General features: G+C 36.1%; 12 protein-coding genes and 1 pseudogene. All 13 read left to right on the top strand.

Translation table 11 applies throughout. The annotated features are described in order from the left end of the window. The first annotated feature begins 152 nt into the window (after positions 1–152). Positions 153–1,760, top strand: coding sequence for a ribonuclease Y (locus EGX70_RS06120; protein ID WP_000481839.1), 1,608 nt, complete (start codon positions 153–155; stop codon positions 1,758–1,760). Between the two features lie 128 nt (positions 1,761–1,888). Then, positions 1,889–2,785, top strand: a complete 897-nt coding sequence (locus tag EGX70_RS06110; RefSeq protein ID WP_001029973.1) for an ABC transporter ATP-binding protein — start codon at positions 1,889–1,891, stop codon at positions 2,783–2,785. Then, positions 2,772–3,512, top strand: coding sequence for an ABC transporter permease (locus tag EGX70_RS06105; RefSeq protein ID WP_001217938.1), 741 nt, complete (start codon positions 2,772–2,774; stop codon positions 3,510–3,512). The genes EGX70_RS06110 and EGX70_RS06105 overlap by 14 nt, the downstream gene beginning before the upstream one ends. Further along, positions 3,509–4,595, top strand: a pseudogene (locus tag EGX70_RS06100) (sensor histidine kinase). Before EGX70_RS06105 ends, EGX70_RS06100 begins: the two are co-directional and overlap by 4 nt. Position 4,596: 1 nt before the next feature. Beyond that, entirely contained in the window at positions 4,597–5,187 is a 591-nt protein-coding gene (locus EGX70_RS06095; protein WP_000772050.1) for a DNA-binding response regulator, read from the top strand. A 49-nt stretch (positions 5,188–5,236) separates the two neighbouring features. After that, positions 5,237–5,941: a TMEM175 family protein gene (locus EGX70_RS06090; RefSeq protein ID WP_001168922.1), complete on the top strand. Its 705-nt coding sequence runs from the start codon at positions 5,237–5,239 to the stop codon at positions 5,939–5,941. Between the two features lie 166 nt (positions 5,942–6,107). Continuing rightward, positions 6,108–6,737: a guanylate kinase gene (gene gmk / locus EGX70_RS06085; RefSeq protein ID WP_000003861.1), complete on the top strand. Its 630-nt coding sequence runs from the start codon at positions 6,108–6,110 to the stop codon at positions 6,735–6,737. Positions 6,738–6,759: 22 nt separating this feature from the next. Continuing rightward, complete coding sequence (gene rpoZ, locus EGX70_RS06080) at positions 6,760–7,074, top strand: DNA-directed RNA polymerase subunit omega (RefSeq protein WP_000979239.1); 315 nt, start codon at positions 6,760–6,762, stop codon at positions 7,072–7,074. Between the two features lie 73 nt (positions 7,075–7,147). Next, positions 7,148–9,538 carry a primosomal protein N' gene (locus tag EGX70_RS06075; RefSeq protein ID WP_000101528.1) on the top strand — a complete coding sequence of 797 codons (2,391 nt, stop codon included), beginning with the start codon at positions 7,148–7,150 and terminating at the stop codon, positions 9,536–9,538. A 46-nt stretch (positions 9,539–9,584) separates the two neighbouring features. After that, on the top strand, positions 9,585–10,520 hold the full coding sequence (gene fmt, locus EGX70_RS06070; RefSeq protein ID WP_000163893.1) for a methionyl-tRNA formyltransferase: 936 nt from the start codon (positions 9,585–9,587) through the stop codon (positions 10,518–10,520). Next, positions 10,510–11,832, top strand: a complete 1,323-nt coding sequence (rsmB, locus tag EGX70_RS06065; protein ID WP_001262604.1) for a 16S rRNA (cytosine(967)-C(5))-methyltransferase RsmB — start codon at positions 10,510–10,512, stop codon at positions 11,830–11,832. Before fmt ends, rsmB begins: the two co-directional genes overlap by 11 nt. 37 nt (positions 11,833–11,869) lie before the next feature. Continuing rightward, on the top strand, positions 11,870–12,607 hold the full coding sequence (locus tag EGX70_RS06060; RefSeq protein WP_000406233.1) for a Stp1/IreP family PP2C-type Ser/Thr phosphatase: 738 nt from the start codon (positions 11,870–11,872) through the stop codon (positions 12,605–12,607). Next, positions 12,607–14,562 carry a Stk1 family PASTA domain-containing Ser/Thr kinase gene (gene pknB / locus EGX70_RS06055; RefSeq protein WP_000614568.1) on the top strand — a complete coding sequence of 652 codons (1,956 nt, stop codon included), beginning with the start codon at positions 12,607–12,609 and terminating at the stop codon, positions 14,560–14,562. Before EGX70_RS06060 ends, pknB begins: the two co-directional genes overlap by 1 nt. Positions 14,563–14,609 lie beyond the last annotated feature (47 nt).

The following is a 14,609-nucleotide window of genomic DNA, read 5'->3' as shown; positions in this document are numbered from 1 at the left end:
AGGAGATGTTGAAAATTTCTCCTAATCCCTTTAAATAACATTCTAATCATATCATAAATGTCTATAATTTTAAATTGTGAAAACGCCTTTTTTATGATAAACTTAAAAGTGGACTTTCTATATGAAATCTAGAAAAAAATTGAGGTATAAACATGTTTAATATTATATTAGCAATGGTTTGTGCACTCATTGGTTTGATTATTGGTTATGTGGCTATTTCAATGAAAATGAAATCATCAAAAGAAGCTGCAGAACTAACTCTTTTAAATGCAGAACAAGATGCCGTTGATTTACGTGGTAAAGCAGAAATTGAAGCAGAACACATCCGTAAAGCAGCGGAACGTGAAAGTAAAGCTCACCAAAAAGAATTACTTTTAGAAGCAAAAGAAGAGGCTAGAAAATATCGTGAAGAGATCGAAAAGGAATTTAAATCTGATAGACAAGAGTTGAAACAGATGGAGGCACGTTTAACAGATCGTGCATCATCTCTTGATCGTAAAGATGAAAATCTATCTAACAAAGAAAAAATGTTAGATAGCAAAGAACAAAGTCTAACCGATAAATCTAGACATATTAATGAGCGCGAACAGGAAATTGCTACTTTAGAAACAAAAAAAGTAGAAGAATTGTCACGCATCGCAGAGCTTAGTCAAGAAGAAGCTAAAGATATCATTTTAGCTGATACCGAAAAAGATTTAGCTCATGATATTGCGACACGTATTAAAGAAGCAGAACGTGAAGTAAAAGATCGATCAAACAAGATAGCAAAAGACTTGCTAGCCCAAGCTATGCAACGTTTAGCTGGTGAATATGTTACTGAACAAACAATTACAACTGTTCATCTCCCTGATGATAATATGAAGGGACGTATCATTGGTCGTGAAGGACGTAATATTCGTACTCTGGAAAGTTTGACAGGTATTGATGTTATCATAGATGATACGCCAGAAGTCGTTGTCTTATCAGGTTTCGACCCCATTCGTCGTGAAATTGCTCGTATGACTTTAGAATCTTTGATTCAAGATGGACGTATCCATCCAGCTCGTATTGAAGAGTTGGTTGAAAAAAATCGTTTGGAAATGGATCAACGTATCCGTGAGTATGGTGAGGCAGCAGCTTATGAGATTGGTGCACCAAATCTGCATCCTGATTTGATAAAAATTATGGGACGTTTGCAGTTCCGTACATCATATGGTCAAAATGTACTTCGTCATTCAGTTGAAGTTGGTAAACTTGCAGGTATTTTGGCTGGAGAACTAGGAGAAAATGTTGATTTAGCTCGTCGGGCTGGATTCCTCCATGATATGGGGAAAGCTATTGATCGCGAAGTTGAAGGCAGTCACGTTGAAATTGGTATGGAATTTGCTCGTAAGTACAAAGAGCATCCGATTGTTGTTAATACTATTGCAAGCCACCATGGTGATGTAGAACCTGACAGCGTTATTGCAGTAATTGTTGCTGCTGCAGACGCCCTTAGTTCAGCACGACCAGGTGCGCGTAATGAGTCAATGGAAAATTATATCAAACGTCTGCGTGATTTAGAAGAAATTGCTAATGGCTTTGAGGGAGTGCAAAATGCCTTTGCACTTCAAGCCGGACGTGAAATTCGTATCATGGTACAACCTGGTAAAGTTTCTGATGATCAAGTAGTTATTATGTCGCATAAGGTACGTGAAAAAATCGAACAAAACTTGGATTATCCAGGTAATATTAAGGTAACAGTTATTCGTGAAATGCGAGCTGTTGATTTTGCAAAATAGTCAAAAGGAGAGCTTGTTAGCTCTCCTTTTGTTATAGAGTTGACATTTGTCATATTTTGAAATGACAAAAATATCTAAAAAGTTTACTTCTGATTTTTTATACTATGATTATAGTAAAGGAGAACCAAATGGCAAAAGATATAATTAAGGTTGATCATATATTTAAAAGCATCGGGCAAAAAACGATTTTAGAAGATATATCATTTAGTATAGCTTCTAACCAATGTGTAGCATTGATTGGACCTAATGGTGCAGGGAAAACAACTCTGATGTCAACTTTGTTAGGTGATATTAGTATTTCTTCAGGATCATTGACGATTTTTAATCTGCCTGCACACCACAATAGGTTAAAATATAAGGTGGCCATCTTACCACAAGAAAATGTATTGCCCTCAAAGTTTACAGTGAGAGAACTCATTGATTTCCAAAGGTGTTTATTTCCAGAAGTGCTGCCAATGTCTCTGATTTTAGACTATCTACAGTGGAGTGATACGCACTTGCAACAATTTACAGAGACTTTATCTGGAGGGCAAAAACGACTTTTAGCTTTTGTTTTAACTTTGGTTGGTAAGCCCCAATTACTATTTTTAGATGAACCTACTTCCGGAATGGATACTTCCACACGTCAACGATTTTGGGAGCTGATTGCGACACTAAAAAAAGAAGGTGTCACAATTGTCTATTCTAGTCATTATATCGAAGAGGTAGAACATACAGCTGATAGGATTTTAGTACTTCATAAAGGAAAGTTATTACGCGATACAACCCCCTTTGCCATGAAGCAAGAAAAAACCGAAAAGTTATTCACCGTTCCGCTTAGTTATCAAAAATTATTACCTACCTATTTGATTACAGAGTGTGAAGCCAAGAGTGATAGTATAACGTTTGTTACTGGGGAGGCTGAAGCTGTATGGAAAATACTGGCAGATAATGGTTGTCCTATTGAAGCTATTGAGATGACCAATAGAACTTTGTTAAATCGTATTTTTGAGACTACTAAGGAGGTAAAACATGAGAATCTTTAAAGCATTATTGAAAATGGAATTTCTTTTGACAAAACGTCAACTTGCCAATCTCATTATGGCTATAGGTATGCCAGTGGCTTTTTTTCTATTTTTTTCAGGATTTATGGGCGAAGGACTCACTAAAGCCATCGAAGCTATCTACGTTCGTAATTATATGATAACGATGGCAGGATTCTCAAGTCTTAGCTTTGCTTTTTTTACTTTTCCATTTTCTATGAAAGATGATCAACTCTCAAACCGAATGCAATTATTAAGACACTCACCAGTACCAATGTGGCAATATTATCTAGCAAAAATTATTCGTATTTTATTTTACTATTGCCTAGCAATAACTGTTGTTTTCCTAACTGGGCATATTTTAAGGCAAGTTAGTATGCCAATAGAACAATGGATGCAGAGCTTTTTATTGCTATTAGGAGGAGCAACATGTTTTATTCCTTTTGGATTGCTCGTCTCCTACTTTAAAAATACTGAACTAATGTCAATGGTAGCCAATATTTGTTATATGTCATTAGCTGTTCTTGGTGGCATGTGGATGCCAATTACAATGTTCCCAAAATGGTTGCAAGCTTTATCAAAGTTAACCCCTACTTACCATTTGACTCAAGTTATCCTTAGTCCGTTTGCTAATAGTTTTGCTGGTTTTTCTCTTATTATTCTGATAGGCTATGGTATTATAATGTTAGTTATCGCTTATCTACTATCTCAGAAGAGGCATTCAATTTGAAAATTAAAAAAAATAACTATGATTTAATGTATTTTATTCCGTTAGTATTTTTGATTTACCCCATAGGAGGGATTCTCTATTATCACTACCCTTTTTGGACTTTATTTTTTACGCTAGCTTTTGTAGGAGCATATTTATACTCTGTTATTATCAGGGGCGAATCAAAGTATCACATGATTGCCTGGTCTACAATGTTGACATATATTTTCTACATGACAATTTTTATAAATAGTGGTTTCATCTGGTATATTTACTTTCTGAGTAATTTACTCGTCTATCGCTTTAGAGATAAATTGAAGTCTTTTAGATTCATTAGTTTTGCTTGTACTCTAGCCACAGTGGTATTTTTATGCTTCTTTAAGGCATCAGACTTTGGTGATAGAATCATGTTTCTAATTGTTCCTATTTTTTGTATCGGTTACATGTGGATTGCTATTGAAAATAGAAATAGCGAAGAACAAAGAGAAAAAATTGCAGAGCAAAATCAGTATATCAATATTTTGTCAGCTGAAAATGAACGTAACCGTATAGGGCGTGATTTGCATGATAGTTTAGGACATACATTTGCTATGATGACACTAAAGACAGAACTAGCGTTAAAGTTGTTAGAAAAAAAGGAACTATGATAAGGTACAAAAAGAACTATCAGAATTAAATCATATTAGTCATCAATCGATGAGTGAGGTCCGTCAAATTGTTTCTAACCTCAAGTATCGTACAGTAGTGGAAGAAATTGATGAGTTGTACCGCTTGTTTCAATTATCTAACATTAAGTTAACAGTTGTTAATAAGTTAGAGACGTCACAACTAAGTCCAGTAACACAATCTACAATCACAATGATATTAAAGGAATTATCCAATAATATTGTTAAGCATGCTGAAGCTGATAGCGTGGAGTTGAGTTTAGTAAGGCAAGGTGCTACTATAAATATTGAGATGATTGATAATGGTTGTGGTTTTACAAACCTTGACGGAGATGAGTTGCATAGTATTCAAGAGAGATTAACTATCGTTGAAGGGACACTAACGATTTTGTCCCGAAGTAAACCAACTCATATTCAGGTGGTATTGAAAGAGGTATAAGATGAAATTACTTGTTGCTGAGGATCAGTCCATGCTACGAGATGCTATGTGCCAATTACTTTTGATGGAAGAAAGTGTTTCTACTATTGATCAAGCTGGAAATGGTGGAGAAGCTATTGCCATTTTATCCAATAAAGCCATAGATGTTGCAATATTGGATGTTGAGATGCCGATATTATCAGGTTTAGATGTCTTAGAGTGGGTTAGAAAATACCAGAATGTTAAGGTCATAATTGTAACAACCTTTAAGCGGTCAGGTTATTTCCAAAGGGCTATTCGTTCAAATGTAGATGCTTATGTTTTGAAAGACCGCTCAGTAGCTGATTTGATGAAAACGATTCAAAAAGTTTTATCTGGGGGTAAAGAATATTCGCCTGAATTAATGGAAAACGTTATATCTAATCCTTTGAGTGAGCAAGAAATAAAAATTCTTTCCCTAATTGCTCAAGGGAAGACCAGCAAAGAAATTGCATGCACTTTATTTTTATCGAATGGTACAGTTCGTAATTACACGTCAAATATTTTTGATAAATTAGGAGTTAATAATCGTTTGGAGGCACTTAAAATAGCACGAGAAAAGGATTGGCTGTGATAGTTTTTTTCCAGTCGAGATGCCATAATGTATTAAGAGGGATGTATGTATGCAAAAATTTAAAGAACGTTTTGATACGCTTAGTGATGCAATTTTGGCCATTGCTATGACGATTTTAGTTTTGGAGATAAAAACTCCGGCTACGATGGGTGATATTGGTGACTTTACACGGAACATAGGTTTATTTATTGTTAGCTTTGTTGTTGTTTTTAATTTTTGGTACGAAAGGGCACAAAATAGCCTAGATGCTCAAAAGACTAATGATGAAATTATAGCTCTTGATATCATTGAACACCTAGGTATTTGTTTGATTCCTCTCTTTACTAAATTTATGATTTCTTTTGAGAATCATAATTTTGCTGTTATGGCTTATGGACTCTTAACGTTATTAGTTGGTCTCACATCAGACATTATTCGGATTCGTTTGGCAAGTTATGATTTAGTGACCATTCCTAGTGAATTGAAAGAGCGGGTTATAAAAGTCATGACAACTTTTGCCATTCGTTCAGTTGTGGTTCGCTTTATCATCATTATCCTCGCTTATTTTCTACCTGAGGTAGGGATATTTGCATATTTAGTCATACCGCTCTTTATGTTTTGGCGTCGCTCTAGAGCAGGAAAATACTATGCTAAAAAGGGCATTGAGGCACCATCTTATATCAAGCTTTTTATCCAAATTGGAGAGAGAGCTCCTGAGGATTTTACTAATTCAAGTAGTGGAATAGGTGGGGTAAAAAGACTCTATAAAAAATAATAGGAGACCTTGAAAAAAAGGTTTCTTTTTGTTAAACTAATGAGAAGAAACTTTATTTAGGGAGCAATTTATGAATTGCTATAAAAGTTAATAGTTAAGGTAAGAACCAGATTGTTCTGGTCTTTTTAACACTTAACACCCGATCTATTAATTTGAGGAGTGTGTAATGTCTGAACGTGGTTTGCTAATTGTTTTCTCAGGACCATCTGGTGTTGGTAAGGGGACAGTTAGGCAAGAAATTTTTTCAACCCCTGACCATAAATTTGATTATTCCGTTTCAATGACTACTCGTCCACAACGCCCAGGCGAAGTTGATGGAGTTGATTATTTCTTCCGTACACGTGAAGAGTTTGAAGCGTTGATTAAAGAAGGTCAAATGCTTGAGTATGCGGAGTATGTTGGTAACTACTATGGAACTCCTTTAAGTTATGTCAACGAGACTTTAGACAAAGGGATTGATGTTTTTCTTGAAATAGAAGTTCAGGGAGCGCTTCAAGTTAAATCGAAGGTTCCGGACGGTGTTTTCATTTTCTTAACACCACCAGATTTAGAGGAATTAGAAGAGCGTTTAGTAGGACGTGGGACAGATAGTCCAGAAGTGATTGCCCAACGTATTGAACGTGCCAAAGAAGAAATTGCTTTGATGAGGGAGTATGACTATGCTGTTGTCAATGATCAAGTGTCATTAGCAGCAGAACGTGTTAAACGTGTCATTGAAGCAGAACATTATCGTGTGGATCGTGTTATTGGGCGTTATACCAACATGGTCAAAGAAACTGATAAAAAATTAAGTTAAAAATAGAAAAGAGAATTGCCTTATGATGTTAAAACCTTCTATCGACACTTTGTTGGATAAAGTTCCTTCAAAATATTCTTTAGTTATTTTACAAGCTAAGCGTGCTCATGAATTGGAAGCTGGTGAGAAAGCCACTCAAGATTTTAAATCTGTGAAATCAACACTTCGCGCTTTAGAAGAAATCGAGTCAGGTAATGTTGTAATTCACCCAGATCCATCAGCAAAACGTGCCTCAGTTCGCGCTCGTATCGAAGCTGAACGCCTTGCTAAAGAAGAAGAAGAACGTAAAATCAAAGAGCAAATTGCTAAAGAAAAAGAAGACGGCGAAAAAATTTAAGCAAGTCAAAAGTGAGAGGTTGAAACATTCTGTATCAGCCTCTTTTCATATTTTAGAGAATTAGGGAGGGTTTATGGCAAGAAAATTAGCACAGGTTATTGTTGATATTCCTCTGATGCAGACAGATAAACCATTTTCGTATGCCATTCCTAAAGATTTGGAAGATTTGGTACAAGTAGGAGTACGCGTTCATGTTCCTTTTGGAAGAGGAAATCGTCTTTTGCAAGGCTTTGTTGTCGGTTTCAGAGATGATGATGAATTAGAGACTAAGGATATTGCGGAGGTCCTAGATTTTGAACCTGTTTTAAATCAGGAACAACTAGACTTAGCTGATCAGATGCGCCATACTGTCTTTTCTTATAAAATATCTATTTTGAAATCAATGTTACCAAGTCTTTTGAATTCGCAATATGATAAACTCTTGTTAGCAACAGACACATTACCATCAGAAGATAGAGAAGATCTATTTGGTCATAAAACGGAAATTGTCTTTTCAAGTTTGTCTTCTCAAGATGCCAAAAAAGCAGGCAGATTAATTCAAAAAGGTTTCATAGAAGTTCAATATTTAGCCAAAGATAAGAAAACAATAAAAACAGAAAAGATTTACAAAATCAACAGAACTCTGTTAGAAAAGAGCCAAATAGCAGCAAGAGCGAAAAAGAGACTGGAGTTGAAAGAATTCCTGTTAGAAAATCCTCAACCAGGGCGCCTCACAGCTTTAAACAAACAATTTTCATCTCCTGTGGTTAATTTTTTCAGAGAAGAAGGAATCATTGAAGTCATTGAAAAAGAAGCTAGTAGATCTGATAATTATTTTAAAGGAATCCTAAAAACGGATTTTTTGGATTTAAATCAGGAACAAGCTAAAGTAGTTAAAATAGTTGTTGACCAAATTGGTAAGGAACAGAATAAACCCTTCTTGTTGGAGGGGATTACAGGGTCTGGTAAGACAGAGGTATATCTTCATATCATTGATAACGTTTTAAAGTTGGGAAAAACAGCGATTGTTCTCGTTCCAGAAATTTCTTTAACTCCCCAGATGACGAATCGTTTTATTTCTCGTTTTGGAAAGCAAGTTGCTATTATGCACTCGGGCTTGTCAGAAGGTGAAAAATTTGATGAGTGGCGAAAGATAAAATCAGGTCAAGCTAAAGTTGTCGTTGGAGCTCGTTCAGCAATTTTTGCTCCTTTGGAAAATATCGGAGCCATCATTATAGATGAGGAACATGAATCAACTTATAAGCAAGAATCTAACCCAAGGTATCATGCGCGCGATGTGGCCTTGCTACGTGCAGAATATTATAAAGCTGTGTTACTAATGGGATCAGCAACTCCAAGTATCGAAAGCCGAGCTAGAGCTAGTCGGGATGTTTATAAATTTTTAGAATTAAAACATCGTGCTAATCCTAAAGCACGTATTCCTCAGGTTGAAATTATTGATTTTAGAAATTTTATTGGTCAACAAGAAGTTAGTAATTTCACATCATATTTACTAGATAAAATCCGAGATAGATTAGATAAGAAAGAGCAAGTGGTTCTTATGCTCAATCGTAGAGGTTATTCTAGTTTTATTATGTGTCGAGACTGCGGCTACGTTGATCAATGTCCTAATTGTGACATTTCTCTGACTTTACATATGGCTACAAAGACCATGAATTGTCATTATTGTGGGTTTGAAAAGCCTATTCCAAGAACATGTCCAAATTGCAATAGTAAAAGTATCTCTTACTATGGTACTGGAACCCAAAAAGCTTATGAAGAACTTTTGAAAGTTATCCCAGACGCAAAGATTTTACGGATGGATGTTGATACGACAAGGCAAAAAGGCGGTCATGAGTCTATTTTGAAGCGTTTCGGAAATCATGAAGCTGATATTTTATTGGGAACACAGATGATTGCTAAGGGATTGGATTTTCCAAATGTTACTTTAGTTGGAGTACTAAATGCAGATACTTCTCTGAATTTACCTGATTTTCGATCATCAGAGCGAACTTTTCAGCTATTAACTCAAGTGGCTGGACGTGCTGGGCGTGCTGAAAAAGAAGGAGAGGTTGTCATTCAAACTTATAATCCTAATCATTATGCTATTCAATTAGCCCAAAAGCAAGATTTTGAAGCTTTTTATCAATATGAAATGAATATCCGTCGACAACTTGGTTATCCTCCTTATTATTTTACAGTTGGTTTAACATTATCGCATAAAGATGAAGAGTGGTTAATACGAAAATCTTATGAAGTATTAAGTTTATTGAAGCAAGGCTTTAGTGATAAAGTAAAGTTGTTAGGTCCAACGCCAAAACCAATTGCAAGAACACATAACCTTTATCACTACCAAATTATTATCAAGTATCGATTTGAGGACAACCTTGAACTTGTTTTGAATCGCTTATTAGACATGACTCAAGACAAGGAGAATAGAGATCTTCGCTTAGCAATAGACCACGAACCGCAAAATATGATGTAGAATAGTGCTATGATATAATTGAGAAAAGAAAGACGAGGAAAAAGCAATGACAAAATTATTATTCATGGGGACCCCTGATTTTTCAGCGACGGTTTTAAAAGGTATTTTAGCAGATGGTAAGTATGATGTTTTAGCTGTTGTGACGCAACCAGATCGTGCTGTAGGTCGTAAAAAAGAAATTAAAATGACCCCTGTAAAAGAAGTGGCCTTGGAAAACAACATTCCTGTGTATCAGCCGGAAAAACTATCTGGAAGTCCAGAATTAGAACAACTAATGACCCTAGGTGCAGATGGTATTGTAACAGCTGCTTTTGGTCAATTCTTACCAACAAAGCTTTTGGAATCGGTAGGTTTTGCAATTAATGTACATGCTTCTCTATTGCCAAAATATCGTGGTGGGGCACCAATTCATTATGCCATTATTAATGGCGAAAAAGAAGCTGGGGTTACCATCATGGAAATGGTTGCAAAGATGGATGCAGGGGATATGGTATCAAAAGCTTCCGTTGAGATAACTGATGAAGACAATGTAGGGACAATGTTTGATAGACTCGCCGTTGTTGGTCGTGACCTTTTATTAGATACGCTTCCAGGTTATCTATCAGGTGATATTAAGCCGATACCACAAAATGAAGAAGAGGTAAGTTTTTCTCCTAATATTAGTCCAGATGAAGAGAGAATTGATTGGAATAAATCATCGCGCGACATTTTTAACCATGTTCGAGGGATGTATCCATGGCCAGTTGCACATACCCTTTTGGAGGGAAATCGTTTTAAACTTTATGAAGTAACAATGTCAGAAGGAAAGGGCTCACCGGGTCAAGTGATCGCTAAGACAAAGAACTCATTGACAGTAGCAACTGGTGACGGAGCTATTGAACTCAAATCAGTTCAACCAGCAGGGAAACCTCGTATGGATATAAAAGACTTTTTAAATGGTGTTGGTCGTAATTTAGAAATAGGAGATAAATTTGGCGAATGATTGGAAAAAGAGTGCGCGTGGTTTAGCTTTAATGACTTTAGAGGAAGTTTTTGATAAAGGAGCTTATTCTAATATCGCACTTAATAAGAGTTTAAAAAAATCTAGACTATCAGATAAAGATCGTGCCTTAGTAACAGAAATTGTCTATGGAACTGTGGCTAGAAAAATAACGCTAGAATGGTATCTATCACACTTTATAGTTGATCGTGATAAGCTTGAATTATGGGTATATCATCTCTTGCTACTGAGCCTTTATCAACTACTCTATCTGGACAACATCCCAGATCACGCTATTGTTAATGATGCTGTCACTATTGCTAAGAATCGAGGCAATAAAAAGGGTGCTGAAAAGTTAATTAATGCCGTTTTACGAAGAGTAAGTTCGGAGACGCTCCCTGAAATTGCATCAATAAAACGCCAAAACAAACGTTACTCTGTTGCTTATTCCATGCCAGTGTGGCTCGTAAAAAAATTAATTGACCAATATGGTGAGACAAGAGCTTTAGCTATTATGGAGAGTTTATTTGAGCGAAATAAAGCCAGTCTTCGTGTGACTGACTTATCGCAAAAACAAACTATCAAAGAAACTTTAAATGTTAGAGATTCACATATTGCAGAGACAGCTTTAGTTGCAGACTCAGGAAATTTTTCATCGACATCATTTTTCCAAGATGGCCTCATTACTATCCAAGATGAATCTAGTCAATTAGTTGCTCCAACACTCAAAGTCTCAGGTAATGACCAAGTATTGGATGCATGTAGTGCACCAGGAGGAAAAACAAGTCATATCGCCTCATATTTGACTACAGGGGCAGTAACTGCTTTAGATTTGTATGATCATAAATTGGAATTGGTTATGGAAAATGCAAAACGCCTAGGTCTGTCAGATAAGATAAAAACTAAAAAGTTAGATGCAAGTAAAGCTCATGAGTATTTTCTTGAGGATACTTTTGACAAAATTTTAGTAGACGCACCTTGTTCAGGTATCGGGCTAATTCGCCGTAAACCAGATATTAAGTACAATAAAGCTAATCAAGACTTTGAAGCACTCCAAGAGATTCAATTGTCTATCCTATCTAGCGTTTGTCAAACGCTACGTAAAGGTGGTATAATAACCTATAGCACTTGTACCATTTTTGAGGAAGAAAATTTTCAAGTTATTGAAAAATTCTTAGAAAACCACCCCAATTTTGAGCAAGTAGAACTGAGTCATACACAAGAGGATATTGTAAAGAGAGGCTGTATTAGTATAAGCCCTGAACAATATCATACAGATGGCTTTTTTATTGGACAAGTCAAACGTATCTTGTAGTGTCTAGGAGGAAACTGACATCGTCAGAAAAAAATATATGGAAATATCTCTTTTAACAGATATTGGGCAACGTCGTTCCAATAATCAAGATTTTATTAATCAATTTGAAAATAAAGCCGGCGTCCCACTAATCATCTTAGCAGATGGTATGGGAGGACATCGTGCAGGAAATATTGCTAGCGAGATGACTGTAACTGATCTAGGAAGTGATTGGGCGGAGACAGATTTTTCTGAGTTATCAGAAATTCGTGATTGGATGCTTGTCTCTATTGAAACAGAGAATCGCAAAATATATGAATTAGGTCAGTCAGATGATTACAAAGGTATGGGAACTACCATTGAAGCAGTTGCCATTGTAGGAGATAATATTATTTTCGCACATGTAGGAGATTCACGTATCGGTATCGTTCGTCAAGGAGAGTATCATTTATTGACGAGTGATCATTCTCTTGTTAATGAATTGGTAAAAGCTGGCCAATTAACAGAAGAAGAAGCTGCTAGTCATCCTCAAAAAAATATTATTACGCAATCAATTGGTCAAGCCAATCCAGTCGAACCTGATTTAGGAGTTCATCTACTTGAAGAAGGTGACTACCTTGTAGTTAATAGTGATGGACTAACTAATATGTTGAGTAATGCCGATATTGCTACAGTACTAACACAAGAAAAAACCTTAGATGATAAGAATCAAGATTTAATCACTCTAGCAAACCATAGAGGAGGTCTTGATAATATCACTGTGGCACTAGTTTACGTTGAAAGTGAGGCGGTTTAATGATTCAGATTGGCAAATTATTTGCTGGTCGTTATCGGATCCTTAAATCAATCGGACGAGGTGGAATGGCGGATGTTTATCTAGCTCGAGATCTAATTTTAGATAATGAAGAGGTCGCAATAAAAGTATTGCGAACCAATTATCAAACAGATCAGATTGCGGTTGCTCGCTTCCAGAGAGAAGCACGAGCAATGGCTGAGCTGACACATCCTAATATTGTCGCTATTCGTGATATAGGTGAAGAAGACGGACAGCAGTTCTTAGTAATGGAATATGTTGATGGATTCGATTTAAAAAAGTATATTCAAGACAATGCACCCCTATCAAATAATGAAGTTGTTCGAATCATGAATGAAGTCCTTTCAGCCATGTCACTGGCACATCAGAAAGGTATCGTACACCGTGATTTAAAACCTCAAAATATTTTATTAACTAAAAAAGGGACTGTAAAAGTTACAGATTTCGGTATTGCGGTAGCGTTTGCTGAAACTAGTTTAACGCAAACGAATTCTATGTTAGGTAGTGTTCATTATTTATCGCCAGAGCAGGCGCGTGGTTCAAAAGCGACTGTTCAGAGTGATATTTATGCCATGGGAATCATGCTTTTTGAAATGTTAACTGGCCATATTCCTTATGATGGGGATAGTGCAGTTACTATTGCCCTACAGCACTTCCAAAAACCACTACCATCAATCCTTGCAGAAAATAAAAGCGTTCCACAAGCTTTGGAAAACATTGTCATTAAAGCAACAGCTAAAAAGCTAACAGATCGCTATAAGACAACTTATGAGATGGGACGTGATTTATCAACTGCTCTAAGCTCGACACGTCACCGTGAACCAAAACTTGTTTTTAATGATACTGAGAGTACTAAGACACTACCCAAAGTAACATCTACAGTATCATCTCTAACGACAGAACAACTGTTGCGTAATCAAAAACAGGCCAAAACAACAGAAAAAATAACTCCTGATTCTGCGAGTAACGATAAAACGAAGTCTAAAAAGAAGGCTTCTCATCGACTTCTTGGTACAATCATGAAATTATTCTTTGCACTCTGTGTTGTAGGAATAATTGTATTTGCTTATAAAATTTTAGTAAGTCCTACGACTATTCGTGTTCCAGATGTTAGCAACAAAACAGTAGCTCAAGCAAAAATGACATTGGAAAATTCTGGATTGAAAGTAGGAGCTATTCGTAATATTGAGAGTGATAGTGTTTCAGAAGGACTTGTCGTAAAAACAGACCCTGCTGCAGGACGTTCTCGCAGAGAAGGGGCTAAAGTTAATCTTTATATTGCCACTCCAAACAAGAGTTTCACTCTAGGTAATTATAAGGAACATAATTACAAAGATATCCTCAAAGATCTTCAAGGCAAAGGTGTTAAAAAATCTTTAATCAAGGTTAAGCGTAAAATTAATAATGATTATACTACTGGTACAATCTTAGCACAGTCGCTTCCAGAAGGAACATCTTTTAATCCTGATGGTAATAAGAAATTAACACTTACGGTTGCTGTTAATGATCCAATGATTATGCCTGATGTAACAGGTATGACTGTTGGAGAAGTAATAGAAACCTTGACAGACCTCGGATTAGATGCAGATAATCTTGTCTTCTATCAAATGCAAAATGGCGTTTATCAAACAGTAGTAACACCTCCATCTTCAAGTAAGATAGCAAGTCAGGATCCTTATTACGGAGGAGAAGTTGGATTAAGGAGAGGAGATAAAGTTAAGCTGTATCTTCTTGGTTCTAAAACAACGAATAACTCATCATCTACGCCAATAGATTCTTCGGCTTCAAGCTCAACAGGAACAACTACCTCGGATTCTGTAAGCTCATCAACGGATGCTAGCACTTCTGATAGTAGTAGCACTTCTACAAGTAGTTCAACACTACCAAGTGATAGTACAACTAATACAGGAACAGCTAACAATCCATTAACTCAATAAAATTAAAAAGAAGATGTTAAAGTCTTCTTTTTAATTTGCTATGGCAG

Origin of the sequence: Streptococcus sp. FDAARGOS_522 (genome assembly GCF_003812445.1) — a bacterium.
Lineage (GTDB): Bacteria > Bacillota > Bacilli > Lactobacillales > Streptococcaceae > Streptococcus > Streptococcus agalactiae.
Note: the sequence above shows the minus strand (reverse complement) of the source record. Positions and strands in the feature narration are given on the sequence as shown.